General features: G+C 71.7%; 22 protein-coding genes. 14 read left to right on the top strand and 8 right to left on the bottom strand.

Features of this window, described 5'->3' with window-relative positions:
* The first annotated feature begins 69 nt into the window (after positions 1-69).
* Together kstD and CRYAR_RS29655 are read left to right on the top strand one after the other, a co-directional pair.
* Complete coding sequence (kstD, locus tag CRYAR_RS29660) at positions 70-1,725, top strand: 3-oxosteroid 1-dehydrogenase (RefSeq protein WP_035867899.1); 1,656 nt, start codon at positions 70-72, stop codon at positions 1,723-1,725.
* A gap of 7 nt (positions 1,726-1,732) precedes the next feature.
* Positions 1,733-2,491 carry an SAM-dependent methyltransferase gene (locus tag CRYAR_RS29655; protein ID WP_035856628.1) on the top strand — a complete coding sequence of 253 codons (759 nt, stop codon included), beginning with the start codon at positions 1,733-1,735 and terminating at the stop codon, positions 2,489-2,491.
* Here the strand turns inward: CRYAR_RS29655 and CRYAR_RS46110 are convergent.
* Genes CRYAR_RS46110 through CRYAR_RS29630 form a run of 5 tightly spaced genes read right to left on the bottom strand, consistent with a single transcriptional unit; the run spans position 2,488 to position 5,805 of the window.
* The gene (locus CRYAR_RS46110) at positions 2,488-2,931 is read right to left on the bottom strand and encodes a toll/interleukin-1 receptor domain-containing protein (protein ID WP_084701088.1); all 444 of its coding nucleotides are present in this window, start codon (positions 2,929-2,931) and stop codon (positions 2,488-2,490) included. The two genes, CRYAR_RS29655 and CRYAR_RS46110, sit on opposite strands and share 4 nt — an antisense overlap.
* Positions 2,932-2,952: 21 nt before the next feature.
* Entirely contained in the window at positions 2,953-3,432 is a 480-nt protein-coding gene (locus CRYAR_RS29645) for a nitroreductase family deazaflavin-dependent oxidoreductase (protein ID WP_035856627.1), read from the bottom strand.
* Positions 3,429-4,436: a ferredoxin--NADP reductase gene (locus CRYAR_RS29640; RefSeq protein ID WP_035856626.1), complete on the bottom strand. Its 1,008-nt coding sequence runs from the start codon at positions 4,434-4,436 to the stop codon at positions 3,429-3,431. Before CRYAR_RS29640 ends, CRYAR_RS29645 begins: the two co-directional genes overlap by 4 nt.
* Positions 4,433-4,675, bottom strand: a complete 243-nt coding sequence (locus tag CRYAR_RS29635) for a hypothetical protein (protein WP_035856624.1) — start codon at positions 4,673-4,675, stop codon at positions 4,433-4,435. The genes CRYAR_RS29640 and CRYAR_RS29635 overlap by 4 nt, the downstream gene beginning before the upstream one ends.
* Positions 4,672-5,805, bottom strand: coding sequence for a 3-ketosteroid-9-alpha-monooxygenase, oxygenase component (locus CRYAR_RS29630; RefSeq protein WP_035856623.1), 1,134 nt, complete (start codon positions 5,803-5,805; stop codon positions 4,672-4,674). Before CRYAR_RS29630 ends, CRYAR_RS29635 begins: the two co-directional genes overlap by 4 nt.
* A gap of 153 nt (positions 5,806-5,958) precedes the next feature.
* On the opposite strand from CRYAR_RS29630, the gene hsaA reads away from it, so the two are divergent.
* From hsaA to CRYAR_RS29600, 7 genes are all read left to right on the top strand, one after another.
* Positions 5,959-7,134, top strand: a complete 1,176-nt coding sequence (hsaA, locus tag CRYAR_RS29625; RefSeq protein WP_035856622.1) for a 3-hydroxy-9,10-secoandrosta-1,3,5(10)-triene-9,17-dione monooxygenase oxygenase subunit — start codon at positions 5,959-5,961, stop codon at positions 7,132-7,134.
* Positions 7,134-7,988 carry a 4,5:9,10-diseco-3-hydroxy-5,9,17-trioxoandrosta-1(10),2-diene-4-oate hydrolase gene (hsaD, locus tag CRYAR_RS29620; protein ID WP_035856621.1) on the top strand — a complete coding sequence of 285 codons (855 nt, stop codon included), beginning with the start codon at positions 7,134-7,136 and terminating at the stop codon, positions 7,986-7,988. The genes hsaA and hsaD overlap by 1 nt, the downstream gene beginning before the upstream one ends.
* Positions 7,985-8,884: an iron-dependent extradiol dioxygenase HsaC gene (hsaC, locus tag CRYAR_RS29615; protein ID WP_035856620.1), complete on the top strand. Its 900-nt coding sequence runs from the start codon at positions 7,985-7,987 to the stop codon at positions 8,882-8,884. Before hsaD ends, hsaC begins: the two co-directional genes overlap by 4 nt.
* On the top strand, positions 8,856-9,395 hold the full coding sequence (gene hsaB / locus CRYAR_RS29610; RefSeq protein WP_035856619.1) for a 3-hydroxy-9,10-secoandrosta-1,3,5(10)-triene-9,17-dione monooxygenase reductase subunit: 540 nt from the start codon (positions 8,856-8,858) through the stop codon (positions 9,393-9,395). The genes hsaC and hsaB overlap by 29 nt, the downstream gene beginning before the upstream one ends.
* Positions 9,396-9,454: 59 nt before the next feature.
* Positions 9,455-9,646 carry a hypothetical protein gene (locus tag CRYAR_RS47610; RefSeq protein WP_157018165.1) on the top strand — a complete coding sequence of 64 codons (192 nt, stop codon included), beginning with the start codon at positions 9,455-9,457 and terminating at the stop codon, positions 9,644-9,646.
* Positions 9,647-9,769: 123 nt separating this feature from the next.
* The gene (locus CRYAR_RS29605) at positions 9,770-10,291 is read left to right on the top strand and encodes a hypothetical protein (protein WP_035856618.1); all 522 of its coding nucleotides are present in this window, start codon (positions 9,770-9,772) and stop codon (positions 10,289-10,291) included.
* On the top strand, positions 10,291-11,115 hold the full coding sequence (locus CRYAR_RS29600) for a hypothetical protein (protein WP_035856617.1): 825 nt from the start codon (positions 10,291-10,293) through the stop codon (positions 11,113-11,115). The genes CRYAR_RS29605 and CRYAR_RS29600 overlap by 1 nt, the downstream gene beginning before the upstream one ends.
* Here the strand turns inward: CRYAR_RS29600 and CRYAR_RS43815 are convergent.
* Positions 11,099-12,802: an AfsR/SARP family transcriptional regulator gene (locus CRYAR_RS43815; RefSeq protein WP_157018163.1), complete on the bottom strand. Its 1,704-nt coding sequence runs from the start codon at positions 12,800-12,802 to the stop codon at positions 11,099-11,101. The two genes, CRYAR_RS29600 and CRYAR_RS43815, sit on opposite strands and share 17 nt — an antisense overlap.
* Before the next feature lie 169 nt (positions 12,803-12,971).
* Here CRYAR_RS43815 and CRYAR_RS29590 point away from each other — a divergent pair, with 169 nt between their 5' ends.
* Complete coding sequence (locus CRYAR_RS29590; protein WP_211247701.1) at positions 12,972-13,703, top strand: ATP-binding cassette domain-containing protein; 732 nt, start codon at positions 12,972-12,974, stop codon at positions 13,701-13,703.
* Entirely contained in the window at positions 13,700-14,401 is a 702-nt protein-coding gene (locus CRYAR_RS29585; protein ID WP_035856615.1) for a hypothetical protein, read from the top strand. Before CRYAR_RS29590 ends, CRYAR_RS29585 begins: the two co-directional genes overlap by 4 nt.
* Here the strand turns inward: CRYAR_RS29585 and CRYAR_RS29580 are convergent.
* Entirely contained in the window at positions 14,388-15,518 is a 1,131-nt protein-coding gene (locus CRYAR_RS29580) for a steroid 3-ketoacyl-CoA thiolase (protein ID WP_035856614.1), read from the bottom strand. The genes CRYAR_RS29585 and CRYAR_RS29580 overlap by 14 nt on opposite strands.
* Positions 15,519-15,622: 104 nt before the next feature.
* Here CRYAR_RS29580 and CRYAR_RS29575 point away from each other — a divergent pair, with 104 nt between their 5' ends.
* Positions 15,623-16,855: a cytochrome P450 gene (locus tag CRYAR_RS29575; RefSeq protein WP_035856613.1), complete on the top strand. Its 1,233-nt coding sequence runs from the start codon at positions 15,623-15,625 to the stop codon at positions 16,853-16,855.
* A gap of 159 nt (positions 16,856-17,014) precedes the next feature.
* Positions 17,015-18,085, top strand: a complete 1,071-nt coding sequence (locus CRYAR_RS29570) for an LLM class F420-dependent oxidoreductase (RefSeq protein ID WP_051571103.1) — start codon at positions 17,015-17,017, stop codon at positions 18,083-18,085.
* Here CRYAR_RS29570 and CRYAR_RS29565 read toward each other — a convergent pair.
* Positions 18,070-19,602, bottom strand: a complete 1,533-nt coding sequence (locus tag CRYAR_RS29565; protein ID WP_035856612.1) for a long-chain-fatty-acid--CoA ligase — start codon at positions 19,600-19,602, stop codon at positions 18,070-18,072. The two genes, CRYAR_RS29570 and CRYAR_RS29565, sit on opposite strands and share 16 nt — an antisense overlap.
* Before the next feature lie 161 nt (positions 19,603-19,763).
* On the opposite strand from CRYAR_RS29565, the gene CRYAR_RS29560 reads away from it, so the two are divergent.
* Complete coding sequence (locus CRYAR_RS29560) at positions 19,764-21,380, top strand: acyl-CoA synthetase (protein ID WP_035856611.1); 1,617 nt, start codon at positions 19,764-19,766, stop codon at positions 21,378-21,380.
* The last annotated feature ends 4 nt before the right edge of the window (positions 21,381-21,384 follow it).

The following is a 21,384-nucleotide window of genomic DNA, read 5'->3' as shown; positions in this document are numbered from 1 at the left end:
CACCATAGCGGTGCGGTCCGACTTTTCTATAACGTGTTACAGATCGAGGCCGTGACCGGAGGAGCGTCGATGTCCGCTGCGAAGAAGTTCGACCTGGTTGTCGTCGGTGCCGGTGGCGCCGGCATGACCGCGGCGCTCACCGCCGCCACGTCGGGCCTGCGCGCGATCGTGCTGGAGAAGTCGCCCTGCTACGGCGGTTCCACCGCTCGCTCCGGCGGCGGCGTCTGGATCCCGAACAACCACGTGTTGCGGCGCGACGGCGTCGTCGACGACGCCGCGGCGGCGGCCACCTACCTGGAGCACATCGTCACCACCGCGGCCCGCCCCGGCGACGCGGACGGCGCCGCGCTGCGTGCGGCGTTCCTACGCCACGGGCCCGACATGCTGGCGCTGCTGGAGCGGGAGACGCCGCTGCGCCTGGGCTGGGTGCGCGGCTACTCCGACTACTACCCGGAGGCGCCCGGCGGACGACCGATGGGGCGCTCGGTGGAGCCCAAGCCGTTCCCCGCCGGGGTGCTGGGCCCGCTGCGCTCGACGCTCGAGCCGCCGTACCTCGCGGCCAAGGGCGGCCTGGCGATCACGCAAGCGGAGTTCCGCTGGCTGAACCTGGCGATGCGTCATCCGCGCGGGGTGGCCACCGCCGCCCGGGTCGGCGCGCGGGCCTGGGGCAGCCGGATGCGCCGGCGGGAGCTGCTGACGATGGGCCAGGCGCTCGCGGCCGGGTTACGCGTGGGCCTGGAGCGTCACGACGTTCCGGTGTCGCTGTCGACGCCGATGTTCGAGCTCGTCGTGGAGGACGGGCGGGTCGCCGGGGTGCGGATCGAGTCCGACGTCCTGCTCGCCGAGAAGGGCGTCGTGCTCACCGCGGGCGGGTTCGAGCGGGACGACACGATGCGCAAGAAGTACCAGAAGGAGCCGATCGGCACCGAGTGGACCGTCGGCGCCGAGGCCAACACCGGAGACGGCATCCGCACCGCGCAGGACCTCGGTGCGGCGGTACGGCTGATGGACGACGCGTGGTGGGGGCCGTCGGTGCCGCTGCCCCGGGGGCCCTACTTCCTGCTCGCCGAGCGCTCGCTGCCGGGGTGCGTGCTGGTGGACGTCGACGGCAAGCGGTTCGTCAACGAGGCCGCGCCCTACGTCGACGCGGTACACGCGATCTACGAGCAGGCCGACCCGGCGGTGCCGGCGTGGCTGGTGTTCGACCAGCGCTACCGCGACCGGTACCTGTTCACCGCGAAGGGGCCGCGGCAGCCGCTGCCCGGCTCCTGGTACCGGGCCGGGGTGGCGGCGAAGTCGTCGTCGCTGGCGGGCCTGGCCGAGAAGATCGGGCTTCCGGCGTCCGCGCTGGAGCAGACCGTCGCGCGCTTCAACGGGTTCGCGCGGACCGGGAAGGACGAGGACTTCGGGCGGGGCGAGTCGGCCTACGACCGGTACTACGGCGACCCGAGGGTGAAGCCGAACCCCAACCTCGCGGCGCTGGTGAAGCCGCCGTTCTACGCGGTGAAGATCGTCCCGGGCGACCTCGGGACGAAGGGCGGGCTGGTCACCGACGAGCGCTCGCGCGTGCTGCGTGAGGACGGTAGCGTCATCCCGGGCCTCTACGCGGCCGGCAACACCAGCGCGCAGGTGATGGGCCGCACGTACGCCGGCCCGGGGGCGACGCTGGGGCCCGCGATGACGTCGGGGTACCTGGCGGCGCTCGATGCGGCGGGTGCGCTCTAATGCGTCTGTGAACAGTGAGCCGGCTCCTCCCGGGATCGACACGTCGGTGCCCCACCCCGCGCGGCGGTACGACTACTGGCTCGGCGGCACCGTGAACTTCGCCGCCGACCGGGCGTCGGGCGACGCGATCGCCGCCGCGTTCCCGAGCACCCGCACCGCCGCGGTGGAGAACCGCCGGTTCCTGCAGCGGGCCGTGACGTACCTGTCCGACCAGGGCGTCCGGCAGTTCCTGGACGTCGGTACCGGGATCCCGAGCGCCGGGAACGTACACGAGGTCGCACCGGACGCGCGGGTGGTGTACGTCGACAACGACCCGATCGTGCTGCTGCACGCCGGGCCGCTGCTGAGCCGGAACACCACCTACCTCGAGGGTGACGTCCGGGACCCGGGCGAGATCCTCGCGCGTGCGCCGCTGGACTTCGATCAGCCGGTGGGGCTGCTGCTGTTCTCGGTGCTGCACTTCCTGGAGGATTCCGACGCGCCCTACGCCCACCTGCGGACGCTCGTCGACGCGTTGGCGCCGGGGAGCCACCTCGCGCTCTCCCACGGAACCATCGACCACCAGATGCCGGAGCAACTGGAGGCGCTGGCGCCGATCATGGCGTCGACGCCGGGCCAGTTCCGCTCCTTCGCGGAGGTGTCGCGGTTCTTCGACGGGCTGGACCTGGTGGAGCCGGGCCTGGTGAGCATCGCGGAGTGGCGTGCCACCACCGACCTGGCTCCCGGCGAGGTCGAGATGTGGGGCGGTGTCGCGCGCAAGCCTTAGGTCCGGATCGCCTCGTCAGTAGGCTCCGGCCCCGCGTAGAGGATGGTGCCGTCCTCGTTACGCACGCACTGGATGGGCGGTACTGCCGCTCGACTGTTGCGAAAATACCCGCGATGAGTTCCCAGATTCGTAACGTCGTCCAGGCTCTTGTCGGTCGTCGTTATCGCAATTTTGTCCGGGATGATCACTGTGTCTCGACCGAGCATCTCTTTGGCGGTCAGCCCGCGCAGTTCGTACTCTGTCCACGGCTTGGTGATGAAATGCTGGCTTATCACCACGAGGCCGTATCTCGTGGCGGCGAGACCTTTGTCGAGTGATCTCGAGAGGCTGTCTCCCGGGCTCAAGGAATATTCGTCGTACCAAACTTTGATCCCCCACCGGCGTAATCGCTCAGCCAGACTCCTCACCAAGCCCGACTTGTCTTCGGAAGCGTGCGACATGAACAGTTCGAGGTCGGGGCCCTAGCGGGCCGACAGCACCAGCACCGGGATCTCGCGGTCGGTCCAGGACTGGTAGGCCTCGAAGTCGGCGTACACGCCCACCGCGCGCTTCCACAGCCGCGCCCGCTCCTCGCCGGTGGCCACCCGCGCCCGCACGGCCCGGCGCTCGCCGCCGACCTGCACCGACGTGTCGGGGGAGGCGCACAGGTTCCGGTACCACTGCGGATGTGACGCGAGGCCACCCTGGGACGCGACGACGACCAGGTCGTCGCCGTCGGCCAGGTAGAGCAGCGGGACGGTGAACAGCCGGCCCGACGTGCGCCCGCGGTGGTCGAGCAACAGCGTCGGCACCGGCTTGCGGAAGCCGGCGCCGATGCGCCACTTCCCCCCGACGCGCCCGCGGGTACGGCGGTACACCCATACCTGCGCGCGCGAGGCGTAGCGGAAGATCGTCGGCAGCAGCGGGGAATCCAGCTGCTTGGGCCGCGGCGGCAGACTCATGCGTCGTACGAGACCCGGAACGGGCCGGTCTTCGGCGTCGACTGGCAGGCCAGCACGTACCCGTCGGCCAGGTCGGTCGCGTCGAGCACCTCGTTGTTCACCATCTCCACCTCGCCGTCGACCAGCAGGCACGTGCACGCGCCGCAGCGCCCCTCGCGGCACGACGACGGCGCGGCCAGGCCGTGCTCGACCAGGACGTCGAGCATCCGCCGCCCCTCCGGCCACGACAGCGTGTGCCAGGCCCCGTCGATCTCCACCTCGAGCGGTTCGCCCTCGGCCGTGCGTGGGACGTACGCCACGTCGACGAACGGGTCCTCGGCCAGCGACTGGAATTTCTCGACGTGGACGCGCGCGACGTCCGCCCCGCGCAGCGCCAGGTCCGCCGCCGCCATGAACGGCGCCGGGCCGCACAGGAAGACCTCCGCCCCGGCGGCCCACGGTGCGAGCAGCGGCCCCAGCGCGGCCGGTGTGGGCAGGCCGCTCACCGACTCCAGCCAGTGCAGCACGGTGAGCCGGTCGGGATACTTCTCGGCCAGCGCACGGAGCGCGGCGGCGAAGATCACCGAGTTCTCGTCGCGGTTGGCGTAGAAGAGCGTCACGCGCCCGGTGCCGGACGTCAGCACCGTGCGCAGGATGCCGAGCACGGGTGTGCTGCCGCTGCCCGCCGCCACCAGCAGGAACGAGCCGTCGAGCGAGCGCGGGTGGAAGCGCCCGGCGGGCGGCAGCACCTCCAGCGTGTCGCCGGCGGCCACGTGGGAGTGCAGCCACACCGAGCCGTACCCGTCGGCCGTGCGCTTGACGGTGATGGTCAGCGGATCACCGGGTGCGTTGGCGAGCGAGTAGCACCGGGCCACGGCCGGCTCGACCGGCACCCGCACGGTGAGGAACTGGCCGGGTTTGTGGGCGAAGACCTCGGTGAGCTCCGGCGGGACGTCGAGCACGAACGACCGGGCGTCGTCGGTCTCGGCCACGACCTCGGCCACCCGTAAGCGGTACGAGGTCACGGACGCTCCGCGGCCTGGATCGCCGCGCCGAGCCGTGTGCACGCCCGCACCGGGGCGCCGTCGGGCCCCCGGTCGAGCAACTCGGGGCAGGCGGCGTCGGCGGGCCACTGGATCGACGTCTGCTTCGCGCTCGCGTGGCGCACCAGCACCGTCGTGGTGCACGCGCCGCACGCCACCGGGTGGTAGCCGCCGTGCAGCTGCTCCTCCCGGTGGGCGTCCCGGCGCAGGACCCGCGTCATGATTCCTGCGCCCGGGCCAGGTTCTCGGCCACTTCGGCCTCCCACGTCTCGACGGCGCGGGCGGTGTCGACCTCGAACTCGTACCGGGCCACCATGTCGCCGGTGACCTCGGCCGCGTCCACGTAGAACTGCTCGTACCAGCGGCGCAGCTGGTAGACCGGCCCGTCCTCCTCGCAGAGCAGCGGGTTGTCGATCGGGGTCTTGTTGCGCCAGATCTCGACGTCCTGCAGGAAGCCGGTGCCGTAGCCCTTGGAGAGCTTGCGCGCGATCTTGTCCGACGTCACGTCGTCGACCCCGGGGATCTTCTTCACCATGACGCCCCACTGCAGCATGAACGACGTCGGCGAGACCGGGTAGTGGCAGTTGATGAGCACGGTTTCGAGCGTGAAACCGTTGGCCATCTCGTTCCACAGGTAGTCGATCATGTACGAGGGCCCGTAGTACGACGCGTCGGAACGCAACAGATCGCCCGGGTCGCTGTTGGCGCCGAGACCGGTGTCGGGCCGGGCCCGCGAGTGCAGGTACTGGCTGGCGACATGGCCCTCGAACACGTTCTTGAAGTACACCGGGAACGCGTGGTGGATGTAGAAGAAATGGGCCATGTCGACCATGTTGTCGATGATCTCCCGGCAGTGGGAGCCCTCGACGAGCACGCTGTCCCACGTCCAGGTGCTGTACGTGTCGCGCTCGGCGATCGCCGGGATGTCGACGCCCGGCGGCGGGGGATTGCCCTCCGGGTCGTTGTAGACGAACAGCTGGTCGTTGCGCTCGAGCGTCAGCCACGAGCGGGTGCGCGCCCGCGGCGGCACGCGGCGGGCGTACGGGATCGCCGCGCAGCGCCCGTTGCCCGACCAGCGCCAGTCGTGGAACGGGCAGGCCACCTCGTCGCCCTTGACCGTGCCCTGGGTGAGGTCGCCGCCCATGTGCCGGCAGTACCCGTCGAGCACGTGGATGGCGCCCGCCGTGTCGGCGAACACCACGAGCTTGGTGCCGAACGCCTGCACCGCGTGCGGCTTGCCGTCGCGGAACCGCTCGGCCAGGCCGATGCAGTGCCAACCGCGTGCGTAACGAGCCTGCGGAGTGCCCGCATCGATCGTCCGCACGTCACCGTCGGAGCTCGTCAGCGTCATGCTGAACCTCCCGATCTTTCGGGCCCTGACATAGAACAGGTTATAGTTTTGATCCCGAGGAGCGCCACCCGGCTCTGACGTGCGGCTCCTCGACACGAAAAAGAACGTGTTCTAGGCTACCCCTGACTGCCGAGAGACGGAGAGAGCCCAGCGATGGAGACCGTCGACGAAAAAGTGCTGGACGCGGTACGCGACCTCCTCCCGGTGCTCCACGAGCGCGCCGCGGAGACGGAGGCGGGGCGCCGCATCCCCGCCGCGTCGATCCAGGCGCTGCAGGAAACCGGCGTGCTTCGGCTGCTGCAGCCGCAGCGCTACGGCGGTCACGAGGCGCACCCGATCGTCTTCTACAAAGCCGTCCGGCTGATCGCGAGCGCGTGCGGCGCCACCGGCTGGGTCACGTCGGTGCTCGGCGTCCACCCCTGGCACGTCGGGCTGTTCGCCGAAGAGGCGCAGCGCGAGGTCTGGGCCGACGATCTCGACACGCGCATCTCGTCCTCGTACGCCCCGCAGGGCCGGGCCACCGCGGTCGACGGCGGGTTCCGGTTCAGCGGCCGGTGGAGCTTCTCCTCCGGGTCCGACCACGCCACCTGGGTCCTGGTCGGCGGCCTGGTCATCGGCGACGACGGCCGTCCCACCGACTTCCGCACGTTCCTCCTCCCGCGCACCGACTACACGGTGGAGGACGTCTGGGACACCGTCGGCCTGCGGGGCACGGGCAGCAACGACGTCGTCATCGACGACGTGTTCGTGCCCGAGCACCGCACGCTCTCGTTCCAGAACACCGCGAAGGTCCGGTGCCCGGGCCAGGAGCTCAACGACGGCCCGCTCTACCGCATGCCGTACGGAACGATCCACCCGTTCGCGATCACCGCGCCGCTGATCGGCATGGCCGACGGCGCGTACGAGGCCTACGCCGGGCACACCAAGGCCCGGGTCCGCGCGTCGTACCTGGGTGAGAAAGCCAAGGACGACCCGTTCGCGCAGGTCCGCGTCGCCCGCGCCGCGGCGGAGATCGACGCCGCCTGGCTGCAGCTCGAACGCGACGTCAACGAGGAGTACGCGCTCGCGGTGGAGAACACGCGCATCCCGATAGAGATGCGGTTACGCGCCCGCCGCGACCAGGTGCTCGGCAGCGCACGCGCGATCGACGCCACCGACAGCCTCTACGAGAGCGCCGGCGGGAAGGCGATCAACGCGCCGTCGGTGATCTCCCGGTTCTGGCGCGACGCCCACGCGGCCCGGGTGCACGCGGCGAACGACGTCGAGCGCGCCCTGGTGATGTACGGGCGGGCCGAGTTGGGGCTCCCGGTCACCGACGGGATGTTCTGATGGACGGGCACACGCTGGCCGTCCCGTCCGGTCTGGACGTGCACTACCACGACCTGGGCGACGAGTCGGCCGACCGGCCACCGCTGGTGCTCCTGCACGGGGGTGGGCCGGGCGCGAACGCGTGGAGCAACTTCGGGCGCAACGTCGAGGTGTTCAGCAAGTCGGCCCGGGTGCTCGCGGTCGACATGCCCGGCTTCGGACGCTCCGGCAAGCGCACCGAGCATCCCCAGTACTTCACCTACGCCGCCGGGGTGCTCGCGGAGCTGCTCGACGAACTCGGCATCGAGGTGGTCGACCTCGTCGGCAACTCGCTCGGCGGAGGCGTGGCAACCCGGTTCGCGCTCACCCACCCCGGCCGGGCGCGGCGGCTCGTGCTGATGGCCCCCGGCGGCCTGGGCCTGAACGTGTTCGCCGCCGACCCCACCGAGGGCGTCCAGCGTCTGGGGAAGTTCGGCGCACCGCCCGGCCCCACGCCCGAGAAGCTCAAGGCGTTCCTGCGCACGCTCGTCCACGACCAGAAGCTGATCACCGACGAGCTGGTCGCGGAGCGCTTCGCGGCCGCGAGCGACCCCGAGTCGCTGCGGGCCATGACGGCGATGGGCATGTCCTTCTTCCAGCACCCCGAAGAGGGGCAGCTCTGGCGCGAGGCCCACCGCATCCAGCAGCCCACGCTGATGATCTGGGGCCGCGAAGACCGCGTGAACCCGCTCGACGGCGCCCTGGTCGCGCTCAAGCAGCTGCCCGACGTCCAGCTGCATGTCTTCAGCCGGTGCGGGCACTGGGCGCAGCTCGAGAAGTTCGACGAGTTCAACCGGCTGACCGAGGCGTTCTTAGGAGGGCAGGGTCTTCGATGATCACGTCGCTGGGGTATCTCCGCGTCGAGTGCACCGACCTCGAGGCGTGGCGCACGTACGGGCTGAAGGTGCTCGGCATGGTCGAGGGCACCGGCGCGCCCGAGGGCGAGCTGCACCTGCGGATGGACGACTTCCCGGCCCGGCTGGTGATCGTCCGGGGCGAGGCCGATCGGCTGTCGGCCACCGGCTGGGAGACCGCGAACGAGGAGGGCCTGCGCGACATCCAGGCCCGGCTCGACGCCGCGGGCGTTCCGTGGAAGGAAGGCACGCCCGAGCAGAAGGCATCCCGGAAGGTCACCGGGCTGATCCTGTTCGAAGACCCCTCGGGCAACACCCAGGAGGTCTTCTCCGGGGTCGCGCTGCAGCACCGCCGGGTGGTGAGCCCGTACGGGCACCGGTTCGTCACCGGTGAGCAGGGGCTCGGGCACGTCGTGCTGTCCACCCGCGACGACGCCGAGGCGCTGCACTTCTACCGGGACGTGCTGGGCTTCAAGCTGCGTGACTCGATGCGGCTACCGGCGATCGCGGTCGGCCGTTCCGAGGACGGGCCGCCGGCGTGGCTGCGGTTCTTCGGCTGCAACCCGCGCCACCACAGCCTGGCGTTCCTGCCGATGCCGACGCCGTCGGGCATCGTCCACCTGATGGTGGAGGTCGAGGACACCGACGACGTCGGGCTCGCGCTCGACCGGGCCCGCCGCCACCGGGTGCCGATGTCGGCGACGCTCGGCCGCCACGTCAACGACCTGATGCTGTCGTTCTACATGAAAACGCCCGGCGGCTTCGACGTGGAGTTCGGTACGGGTGGCCGGCAGGTCGAGGACGACGACTGGATCGCGCGGGAGAGCACCGCGGTGAGCCTCTGGGGGCATGACTTCAGTGTCGGCGCCAACGGTTGATCCGGGCACGTTCCGGTCGGTGCTCGGACAGTTCTGCACGGGCGTCACGGTGGTGACCGCGAGCCTCGACGGCGAGCCGGTCGGCTTCGCCTGCCAGTCCTTCTCCGCCCTGTCGCTGGAGCCACCGCTGGTCGTCTTCTGCCCCAGCGCGACGTCACGCAGCTGGCCGGTGATCGCGCGCGCCGGCACGTTCTGCGTCAACGTGCTCGGGGCCGACCAGGCCGAGGTGAGCGCGGTGTTCGGCGCCCGGCGCGCGGACAAGTTCGACGTCGTCGGGTGGAGCGCGGCGCCGTCCGGGTCCCCGGTGCTGCACGGCGCGCTGGCCTGGATCGACTGCCGGGTGGAGGCGGTGTACCCGGGCGGTGACCACCAGATCGTCGTCGGCCGCGTCGACGCGTTGGAAGCGCCCGGGGCCGGGCACGCGCCCCTGCTGTTCCACCGGGGCCGCTACACCGCGACGTCCGACCCGGAACCGTGGTTCGCCTGGCCGGAACCCGACGACTGGATCTGAGCGTGTGAGCGCCGGCGGACCGGGAACCCATTGTGTACCCCACCCGTCGGGAGGACACGATGGAACACCACGAATTGCTTATCGAGGCACAAATGCCCGGGGAAGTGCTCTACGTCTGTTCTCGCCCCGACTGTGGACGACGACTCGTAGCCGGTGTCGATGGGCTCACCGTGATCGACAAGGGTGATTTCTTCGCGACGCATTCGGGCGGGTCACCGGGGCTGCGCATGAACGTCTCGGTGATCCGCTGAGAATGCGCTTAGCGAAAGCTGAACTCGCCATCGGGGCGCTGAACGGGTGGGTCGCTAAGCGTCGTCCCTAGCGTTGTTCCGGAGGTCGCCGGCTCGCGGCGACCCGAATCCGGAGGGTGTCAGATGGTGCTGCAGTTCGACCCCAATGTGGGGCCGCGGAACCCGGGTGACCCGAGCTCGATCGAGGGAGCCATCACCGCGCTGGCCGTCATCGATCCGCAACCGTTCAACGGCGGCACCGGCAACCACGTCGTCGACCCGGCGAAGCCGTTCACGCTCCGGGTCGCGTGGGAGGTCTTCGGTCAGCTCGCACCGCTCTTCCTCGACCGCGGGGCGCCCACCTGGCTGGTGCGCGTCTACGCCGAGTCGATCGGCCCCGGCGACGAGATCGAGCTCGGGCGGGACACGACGGTCGCGCGGCGCGGCACGGCGGCGGCGAACCCGGACCCGGTGCGGCCGAACCGGGAGCTGTTCACCGTCGACCTCGTGGTCCCCGCGAACCTCCTGAAGGAGGACAGCGCGGGCAACAGCGGAATCTACAAACTGATCGCGACCGTGTTCCTGAACAGCCGGTCGGTCGGGTCTCCCGGTTACGACCTGACCGGCTTCTTCGAAGGGCCGATCATCCAGGTCGAATCACCGTAGTGACCGGCATCCGGGCCGGGGCCGTCCCGCCCGTCGGTGCGAGCTTCCGCGACCTGGAGGGCATCGGGGCCGGTGCGGAGTCACGTCTGCACCGCGCCGGTGTCGTCACCTGGGCCGCGCTCACCGAGATCGTGGGCGCACTGCGGGGCACGCGGGAGCGGACCGGCGACCGGTTGCAGGAGCTCTACGAGCAACTCTCGGACCACGGGGCAGCCGGCACCGGGGCGGCACTGGAGCACCGGCACGAGGCGTTCGTACTGCGGCTCTCGCTGACCGCGGACGGTCGGCCGACGCACGGCACGATCACGCACGTGCGGAGCGGGCGCGAACTGGCCGTGGCCGGCTGGGGCGCGGACGCGATCGCCCGATTCGTCGAAGCGGAAGCCGGCGTGGACCCCACGCCGGCCCGCCCGGCGCTCCCAGCGTCCGAGCCCGCGACCCCGGGCCCGTCCGAGCCCGCGGCCGGGGGCCCGTGGCCGCCTCCACCGTCGCTGGCGGCGTGCCGGGGGAGCGAGCCGGACGGAGGCGCGGCCACGTTCGATGCGGGCCGGCTCGTCGGTGGTCGCCGGACCGTCGAGCAGACCCTGCGGCCCGTCGGTCGGAGCCCGGCGCCCGTGTTCCGGTACCACGCCGACCTGCTCGACCGTCCGTACGGCGAACCGGGCGAGTGGACGGTGCGTGCCTCGCTCAGCGGCGCACACGAGCCCCCGGCCCCGTTGATCCTGAGCTTCACCGACGTCGTCCTGCCCGCCGGGGTCCGGCGAGCGCGCATTCGTCTCGTCCCCGTCCACGGCCCGCTGCCGCAGCTCATCGCGGCCGGATAGAGCGGTAGAGCGCCGTGGTCTCCGGCGCCGGTTCGACCGCGAGCGTCGCGGCGAGCAGGCGCCGGCACAGCTCGTACTGACGCAGGGCCTGGTGGGTGCGCCCCTGCCGGAGGTAGCAGCGCATCAACAACCGGTGCGCGTCCTCCCGGCCGGGGTCCACCTCCAGCACGCGGTGCGCGGTCACGATGCAGTCGTCGATCCGCCCCGCGCCCAGCGAGATGCGGCCGGCGGCGTCGAGCGCGTCGAGGTACCGCAGGCGTAGGCGCTCGCGGGGCAGCAGCGTCCAGGGCTCGTACGGCACGTCGGCGGCGAAGTCGCCGCGGTACAGATCGATGGCCTGGTGGTAGGCGCCCAGCGCGACGTCCGGCCGGCCGCGGTGCTCGGCGGTGCGCGCGGCGCCGAGCGCGTCCTCGAACTCCTCGACGTCGGTGTGCACCCGCACCGCCGGCGAGATCCGGTACCCGTCGGCGACGTACTCGATGACGTGGTCGTTCGTCGCCGGGCGCAGCGCGGAGCGCAGACCGCTGATCGCCACCTGGAGCCGGTTGCGTGCCGCCCGCTCGTCGACGTCGGGCCAGAACTCCTCGAGCAACTGGTCCCGCGGGCAGCGGCGATCCGGCCGCGCCAGCAGGAACCGCAGCACGCTCCGTCCGCGCCGGCCGGGGAAGTCGACCGCGATGCCGTCGACCCGGACCTCGAAACCACCGAACAGCCGGGCCTCGACGACGCCCCGGCCCGGCGAACGGTCCCGGACGACCGGTCGAGGGGCCGGAACGGCCACGACGGACCGGGGTCCCCGGCGCTCCCGTGCGGCCAGCGCGCGCCGCAGCGGTGCCAGCCAGATCGGACGGACCCAGCTCCAGGACTCCTCCAGCGGCACGAGCCACGGTCGCAGGTCGGCGGCCCGGACGACGCCGGTGTCGAGCTGCGGGTGCCAGTAACCGGTCGACACGGACGCCTCCAGTGCTGAGCGCTGCGCGGGGGTGCAGAGTTCGAGGAGCGCGGCGGTGACCCGCTCCAGCGTCCGGATCCGTCCGGCCAGCGCGCCGCCCAGCACGTCGGAGGGCCAGACCGCCGCGGCGTCGAGCAGGTCGGTGGCCACGGCGGGCCGCCGCTCGGCCAGGCGGGCCAGCCGTTTCGCCGCCACCGGGGCGTAGGCGGCCTCGCCGATCCGGGCGGCCAGCCCGTCGCGACCCCCGAGCGCGGCCGGCGTCACCAGGGTGTCGGGCGCGAAACGCAGGACCGGGAGGTGCAGACCTTCGGTCACCACGACGAGGCGGACGCCACGCTCCGACGCGAGCGGGCGCAGGCCGGTCATCAAGCGGCCTATCGCCGTGGTGAGGTCGGTGACCTCGACGACCACGACGGCTCCTTCCGGCGAGCGGAGCAGGGCCTGCTCCAGCCGGCGCCGCGGGTCGTCGAGGGGGTGCGGGTCAGCGTTCCACCGTTTCGCGCAGGCCTCCCCGAGCGCCGCGTCGAGGGACCGGAGGGTCCGCTGGGGCCGCCGTAGCCAGACGCACCCGTTCCAGCGGTTGCGTGAGGCTATCGCCGCCGCGAGCCGTTCGGCCAGATAAGAGCCCACCGGCCCGGAGATGACCGTGTAGAACGAGGTGTCGAGTATCCCCGCGCCGGGTTGCGCTCCGGGTGACCCCGCCGGCAGCGGACGCATCAGCTGAGGAAGGAGCATCGGTGCCCCCGACCGACGCTGTGACCGGCGCTGGAGGTTTCCAGCCCGGAACAGGCATACCAGGAGTGGGAGCCCGGCGTCAGCAGGGTTTTCACGCGGGACCGTGGACAGTCGTCCGGGGCGGCACGCGCGCCCCACGGCTTCCTCCCATTGCGTACGATCGGTCGGCGTGACCGGTCTGGCGCTGCAGAACGTCTCCCTCCGATTCGGACGGCGCGGCCCCTGGGTGCTCACCGGCGTCAACGGGGTGTTGCCGCGCGGCACGGTGACGGCGGTGACCGGGCGCAACGGCGCCGGCAAGACGACGCTGCTGCGCGTGCTGGCCGGGGTGCTGGCGCCGACCCGCGGCGAGGTGATGGGGCGCCCGGCGGTCGTGGGCTGGGTGCCGGAGCGGTTCCCGGCCGAGCAGGCCTGGACGACGAGGCAGTATCTGACCACCGTGGGCCGGGTCCGGGGGCGGACGCTCGGCGCACCGGTGATCGACGCCTGGGCCGAGCGTCTGCACCTCACGCCGTTCCTCGACACCCGCCTGTCCGAACTGTCCAAGGGCACCGCGCAGAAGGTCGGGCTGGTGCAGGCGCTGCTGGTCCGCCCGGGCCTGCTGGTGCTGGACGAGCCGTGGGAGGGCCTCGACGCGGCGACCCGCACCGAGTTGCCGGCGCTGGTGCGTGAGGTCACCGCGGCCGGTGGGGTGGTCGTCGTGTCCGATCACCGGGGTGAGCTGGCCGGGCTGCACCCGGATGCCGAGTGGTGCCTGGCCGAGGGTCGGCTGACGGTGCGGGCCACGTCCCGGGAGGCGCAGGTGATCGAAGTGGTGGTCGACGCGGAGGAGGTCGCCGCGGTGGTGGCGTGGCTGCGTGCCGGTGGGCACGTGGTGCGATCGGTGGGGGCCGCCCGGTGAGCGTCGCCACCGCGTCCCGGGTCGGCGCGCTCGCCGGCAGCCGGGTGTCCGGGTACGCGCGCACCCGCCGTGCGCTCGCGCCGCTGATCGCCACCGTGGTGCTGCTCGCGGTCCTGCACGCCGGTGGCGCCGCGCCCGGTGTCGAGGCGTACGGCACGTCGGCGCTGGTGCTGCTGCCGGTGCTGGCCTGGCAGGCCAAGCTCGTGCTGGACGCCGAACCGGACACGCAGCGGCTGCTGTCGAGCGTGGTGGTCGGCGGGCCGGTGCGTGAGGTCCTCGCGGGGCTGCTGGCGGCGTTGCTGCCCGCGACGCTGACGATCGTGATCGCCCTCGTGCTGCCCTGGGTCATCGGGGCGGTCCAGACCGGGCACGCCCTCACCGGCCTGCTGTTCGGGCTCTGGATCCACCTGCTGAGCGCGCTGACCGGGCTGGCGATCGGAGCCTGGGCGTCCCGCGCGACCAGCCCCGACCTCGGCCGCGCGACGATCGTGCTGGTGGCAGGCGTCGTGCTCGTGCTGGGCCTGGGGTCGGGGTCGGTCGACCCGCTCGGGTGGCTGGTGCCGCGCCTGACCGCGTCCGTCCGCGCGGCCAACGACAACGCGGTGGTCGACGTCGTGCTGCTGAGCGTGCACGGGCTGGTCTGGATCGCGCTGGTGCTGGCGGGGTACGTGCGGGCGAGGCTGACTACGCGCGGGTGAGGATCGTCGCGGTGGCCAGTGCGCCACCGGCGCACATCGTCACCAGCGCGGTCTCGGCGTCACGGCGTTCGAGTTCGTGCAGCGCGCTGGTGAGCAGGCGCGCGCCGGTCGAGCCGACCGGGTGCCCGAGCGCGATCGCCCCGCCGTTGACGTTGACCCGGTCGGCGGCCGGTTCGTGCACCGACATCCACGACAGCGGGATCGACGCGAACGCCTCGTTGACCTCGAACACGTCGATGTCGCCGATCTTCATCCCGGCGCCGGCGAGTACCTTCGCGGTGGCCTGCACCGGCCCGTCGAGGTGGTAGTACGTCTCGGCGCCGACGAGCGCCTGCGCGACGATCCGGGCCCGCGGCGTCAACCCGCGCTCGGCCGCGGCGGCGGCGTCCATCAGCAGCAGCGCGGCCGCGCCGTCGGAGATCTGCGACGACGTGCCGGCGGTGTGCACGCCGCCGTCGAGCACCGGCTTCAGCGCGCGCAGCCCTTCGAGCGTGGTCTCGCGCAGCCCCTCGTCGCGCCGGACGACGGTGCCGTCGGGCAGCTCCACCGGCACGATCTCGCGCTCGAAGCGCCCCTCCGCCCACGCGGCGGCGGCCAGCGCCTGCGACCGGACGCCGAACGCGTCGGTGTCGGCGCGGGTGAGGCCCCGGCGCACCGCGATGCGCTCGGCGGCGCCGTACTGGTTCGGCAGGTCGATGGTCCAGCTGTCGGGCTTCGGCTTCTTGTCCTCGGAGATGTTGCTGCCCAGCGGCTGCCGTGACATCGCCTCGACGCCGCACCCGATGCCCGCGGTGATCGCGTCGGCCGCGATCAGGGCCGCGATCAGGTGCGTGGCCTGCTGCGCCGACCCGCACTGGGCGTCGATCGTGGTCGCGCCGGTGCTCTCCGGCAGGCCCGCGTGCAGCCAGGCCACCCGGGTGACGTTGCCCGCCTGCTCGCCGGCCTGGGTGACGCACCCGCCGATCACCTGCTCGACCTCCGACGCGGGGAGGCCGGCGCGGTCGACGGCCGCTCGCTGCGCGACGCCGAGCAACTCGGCCGGGAACAGGCCGGAGAGCCGGCCGCGGCGACGCCCGATCGGCGTCCGCACGGCCGAGACGATGACCGGGGTTCCCATACGTGCTCCTTCGCTCGGGGGCGACGTCGATACTAGAACAGGTTCCAGTTGATCATGTAGCGTCTGGTTACTCGCACGGATACCTCACAGCGGAGGTCGTCGTCATGACCGCTCCCGACATTCCCGCCGGCATCGACTTCACCGATCCCGACCTGTACATGCAGGAGGGTGTGCCGCTGGAGAAGTTCGCCGAGCTACGCCGCACCGCGCCGGTCTGGTGGAACGCGCAGCCGCACGGCATCGCGGGCTTCGAGGACGACGGCTACTGGGTGGTCACCCGGCACGCCGACATCGTGGACATCTCGCGGAACCCGTCGGTGTTCTCCAGCACCACGAATACCGCGATCGTCCGGTTCGGGCCGGACATGACGCGCGACGCGATCGACATGCAGTCGCTGATCCTGCTGAACATGGACCCGCCGAAGCACACCGCGCAGCGCTCGATCGTGTCCCGGATGTTCACGCCGCGCGCGGTGAACAGCCTGCGCGAGGAGTTGGCCGCGCGGGCGCGGACGATCGTCGACGAGGCCGCCGCGAAGGGCGAGGGTGACTTCGTCAACGACGTCGCGGTCGAGCTGCCGCTGCAGGCGATCGCCGGCCTGCTCGGCGTCTCCCAGGAGGACCGGCACAAGGTCTTCGAGTGGTCGAACCAGATGATCGGTTCCGACGACGACGAACTGGCCACGGAAGCGTCGAACATGGCGTCGGCCAACATGCTCGGGTACGCGATGGGGATGGCCGAGGAGCGGCGGAAGTGCCCCGCGAACGACCTGGTCACCACTTTGATCAACGCGCAGGAGGGCGAGAGCGGGCTGAGCGACGACGAGTTCGGGTTCTTCGTGCTCATCCTCGCGGTGGCCGGCAACGAGACCACACGCAACGCGATCACCCACGGGATGAACGCGTTCCTCGACCACCCCGACCAGTGGGAGCTGTACAAGAAGGAGCGGCCGCGCACCGCGCCCGACGAGATCGTGCGGTGGGCGACGCCGATCATCGCGTTCCAGCGCACCGCGACGCAGGACACCGAGCTCGGTGGGCAGCCGATCAAGGCCGGCCAGCGGGTCGCGATGTTCTACAGCTCGGCGAACAACGACACCGAGGTGTTCGACCACCCGGAGAAGTTCGACATCATGCGCAGCCCCAACCCGCACCTCGGGTTCGGCGGCAGCGGCACGCACTACTGCATCGGCGCGAACCTCGCCCGCCTGGAGATCGACCTCATCTTCAACGCGATCGCCGACCACATGCCCGACATCCGGAAGGTCGCCGAACCGGCCCGCCTGCGTTCCGGCTGGATCAACGGCATCAAACACCTCCCCGTCCGCTACTCCTAGGTGGGCGGCCCGCTCAGGACGGCGCTGCCAGGCGAGCGCGAACCCTTGAGTACGCACCTGTACGCGGCGGATTCGCGCTCGACTGGCAGCGCCGCCCTGAGCGGGCTCCAGGTTTCATGCACTCGCGCCTAGCGGCGCTCGACACGCTCGGAGGTCTTGATGCGGCTCGGCTTGCAGCTCGGCTACTGGGGGGCTGCGCCGCCGACCGGCGCGCCCGAGCTCGTCGCCGCCGCCGAGGAGGCCGGGTTCGACGCGGTCTACACCGCCGAGGCGTGGGGGTCGGACGCCTTCACGCCGCTGGCCTGGTGGGGTGCGGCCACGGAGCGGATCGGGCTGGGTACCGCGGTCGTGCAGATCTCGGCGCGCACCCCGGCCGCGTGTGCGATGCACGCGCTCACGCTCGACCACCTCTCCGGTGGGCGGTTCTCGCTCGGGCTGGGCGTCTCCGGGCCGCAGGTCGTCGAGGGCTGGTACGGGCGGCCGTTCGCCAAGCCGCTGGCCCGCACCCGGGAGTACGTCCGCGTCGTGCGGGACGTGCTCGCCCGCCGGGCGCCGGTCACCAACGACGGCCCGCACTACCCGCTGCCCTACCGCGGCGAGGGCGCGCTCGGGCTCGGCAAACCGCTCAAGCCGATCACCCATCCGCTCCGCGCCGACCTGCCGATCCTGCTCGGCTCCGAAGGCCCGAAGAACGTCGCGCTCACCGGCGAGATCGCCGACGGCTGGATCGCGGTCTTCTACTCCCCGCGGCTGGGCGGCATGTACGAGGAGTGGCTCGGCGAAGGGCTGGCCCGGCCCGGCGCGCGGCGCACCCGCGGCGAGTTCGACGTGGTCGCGAACTGCCAGATCATCGTCACCGACGACCGGCGGCCCGGACTCGACGCGCAGAAGCCCGCGCTGGCGCACTACATCGGCGGGATGGGCGCGCCCGGCATGAACTTCCACGCCGACCTGTTCGTCCGCGCCGGCTTCAAGGAGGCCGTGGACGACATCACGTCGTTGTTCGCGGCGGGCAAACGGGCCGAGGCGGTCGCCGCCGTGCCCGACGAGATGGTCGACGAGATCTCGATCGTCGGCGACGCCGACCACGTCCGCCGGGAGATCGCCCGCCGCGAGGCGGCGGGCGTCTCGATGCTCCTCACCGGCGCCCGCTCGGTGGCCGAGGTCCGCGCGCTGGGTGCGCTGCTCCGGGCCGACGCCCCGGCAGCCCGCGGTCAGGCGTCGTCGTAGGAGCGGCGCAGCTCGCGCTTGAGCACCTTGCCCGTTGGCCCCAGGGGAAGCGCGTCCACGTAGTCCACCGACTTGGGCAGCTTGTATCCGGCCAGGCGGGTGCGCGCGAAACCGATCAGGCCGTCGGCATCGGGCACGCTGCCGGGCCGCGCCACCACCACGGCCACCACGGCCTCGCCCCACGTCGGGTCGGGCCGGCCGACCACGGCCACCCCGGCGACGTCGGGGTGGTCGGCGAGCACGGCCTCCACCTCGGCCGGGAACACGTTTTCGCCCCCGGTGATGATCATGTCCTTGAGCCGGTCGGAGATCGTGAGGTAGCCCTCGTCGTCCAGGCTGCCGATGTCGCCGGTGTGCAGCCACCCCTCCGGGTCGAGCAGCGCCGCCGTCGTCTCCGGCTGGTTGTGGTAGCCGGGGGTGTTGACCACGCTCCTGACCAGGATCTCGCCGGGCGTGCCCGCGGGCAGCGCGGTGCCGTCCACCGGGTCGACGATCCGCAGCTCCACCCACGGGTACGGCTTGCCCGCCGCCCGCAGCAGGTGCTCGCGGGGGCCGCCGGGGTCGTGGTCGTCGGCGTCGAGCTGCACGATCGCGCCCTGCGTCTCGGTCAGCCCGTAGAGCTGGAAGAGCGGGCGGCCGAACGTCGCCAGCGCCCGGCGCAGCAACGCCGGGGTGATCGGGGAGGCGCCGTAGGCGATCGAGCGCAGCGCCGAGTAGTCGCGCTCGGCCGCGCCGGGCAGGGCGACGAGCATGCCGATCACCGACGGCACCAGGAACGTGTTCGTGACCTTCCGCTCGACGATCAGGTCGAGCAGGTCGGGCGGCACGAGCTCGCGCACGATCACGCCGTGCGCGCCGAACAACAGGCCGACGAGTGCGAAGCCGAGCCCACCGATGTGGAACATCGGCATCGCGACGAGCGTCACCGAGTCCCCGTCGATGCCCCACGAGCGCGCCGCGCCCTCCTCGCCGACGCTCAGCGTGCGGTTCGTCGTGAGCACGCCCTTCGGACGCCCGGTGGTGCCGGAGGTGTAGAGCTGGAAGACGACCGTGTCCAGGTCGCCGCGGAAGCCGGTGTCCTCGGCCGGGGCCGCGCCCAGCCACTTCTCGTAGTCGGAGCCGAGCTGCACGGTCTTCACGACCGAGCCGACGGCCGCCGCGACCCGCTCGGCGGTCTCCGCGAACTCGGGCGCGGCGAACAGGACGACCGCTCCGGCGTCCTCGACGACGGGGGAGAGCTCGGCCGCGGTCAGCCGCCAGTTGAGCGGGATCAGGACCGCGCCGAGCTTCCAGGCGGCGACGAGCACCTCGACGGTCTCGATCGAGTTCTTGTCGAGCACCGCGACGCGATCGCCCTCGCCGACGCCGTCGGCGCGTAGCGCGTTGGCGATCCGACCGGCGCGTTCCTCCAGTTCGGAGTAGGTGAGCGTGCGGTCGCCCTGGGTCAGGGCCGGGCGGTCGCCGCGTTCCGCGGCATGTCGTCGAGTGAGATCAGCTACCCGGAAGTCTGCATCCATGCCGGCCACCTCGCTGTCGCCGCAATCGGAGTGCCCTCACGGTAAGCGCGGCGCTGCCCTGGGATCAACGGTCCGCCGAATCGCGGTTCACTTTCTGCGCGGACGCGCGAGGAATGCGAAGAACCATTGTGGCGAACAATAACGTGTTCTAATTTGATGCCATGGTCCTCACCGTGGCAGACCTCGTGGAACATGCCGTCGATCTCGTCCCTGACCGCGACGCCCTGGTCTTCGGGGAGCGCCGCGCGACCTACGCCCAGTTCGAGGCGCGGGCCAACCAGTTAGCTCACCACCTGGCCCGACATGGCGTGAAGCCGGGCGACCACGTGGCGCTGCACTCGGCCAACTCGATGGAGGCCGCCGAGACGATGTTCGCCGTGTGCAAACTGCGCGCCGCGACCATCAACGTCAACTTCCGGAGCACCGAGAACGAGTTACGATATGTCCTCCGTGACTCCGATGCCGTCGCGGTCGTCTCCCAGCGCGGCCTGGCCGCCGAGGTGGGCGCGGTCCGGGCCGACTGCCCGGACCTGAAGCACGTGCTCGAGTTCGGCGATCAGGGCACCGAGTACGAGGACGCGCTGGCCGGCGAGTCGCCCGAGCGGGACTTCCCGGAGCGGGATCCGAACGACCTCTTCATCATCTACACCGGCGGCACCACCGGGCGTCCGAAGGGCGTGATGTGGCGCCAGGAAGACATCTGGCGGGTGCTCGGCGGCGGCGTCGACTTCATGACCGGCGAGCCGATCCAGGACGAATGGGAGCAGGCCCGCAGCGGCGTCGACTCCGGGCTGGTCCGGCTGGTCGCCGCCCCGCTGATCCACGGCGCCGCGCAGTGGACGCTGTTCGGCGGTCTCTTCACCGGCAGCACGATCGTCCTGATGCCGCGGTTCGACGCCCACGAGGTGTGGCGGGCCATCACCGACGAGCGGGTCAACGTGATCGCGATCGTCGGCGACGCGATGGCCCGGCCGCTGCTCGAGGCCTACCGCGAGGGGCCGCCCGACGGCGGCGCGTACGACCCGTCCTCGCTGCTCGCGATCTCCAGCACCGCCGCGCTGATGTCCCCCTCGGTGAAGCGTGAGTACCTGGAGACGTTCCCCAACAGCTTCCTCACCGAGGCCGTCGGCTCGTCGGAGACCGGTTTCAGCGGCATCGGCGCGATCAGCAAGGACAACATCGAGCCCCGCGGGCCCCGGGTGAACTCCAGCCGGGAGACGATCGTCATCGACGAGTACAACCGGCCGATCGCGCCGGGGTCGGGCCAGGTGGGCCGGCTGGCCCGCGGCGGCTACCTGCCGCAGGGCTACTACAAGGACCCGGAGAAGACCGCCACGCTGTTCGCCGAGGTGGACGGCAAGCGGTACACGGTGCCCGGCGACTTCGCGATCCCGGAGGCCGACGGCACGTTCCTGCTGCTCGGCCGCGGCAACACGTGCATCAACACCGGCGGGGAGAAGGTCTTCCCGGAGGAGGTCGAGGGCGCGCTCAAGGCGCACCCGGGCGTGTTCGACGCCCTGGTCGTCGGCGTCCCCGACGAACGGCTCGGCTGGCGCGTCGGCGCGATCATCCAGTGGCGGGAGGGCCACGAGCCCGACGCCGCCGGGCTCGACAGCACCGGCCGCGCCGAGCTGTCGGGGTACAAGATGCCCCGGTCGTACTGGTGGGTCGACCAGATGCCACGGCTCGCGACCGGGAAGGCCGACTACACCGGCGCCCGGCGGCACGTCGAGGCGCACCCGCCGTCCGAGGAACTGCCCGTCTCGGCCGGCCATTAAGAGG

This window comes from Cryptosporangium arvum DSM 44712 (assembly GCF_000585375.1).
Classification (GTDB): Bacteria; Actinomycetota; Actinomycetes; order Mycobacteriales; family Cryptosporangiaceae; genus Cryptosporangium; species Cryptosporangium arvum.
The sequence above is the reverse complement of the archived record's forward strand: the minus strand, read 5'-3'. Positions and strand labels throughout refer to the sequence as shown.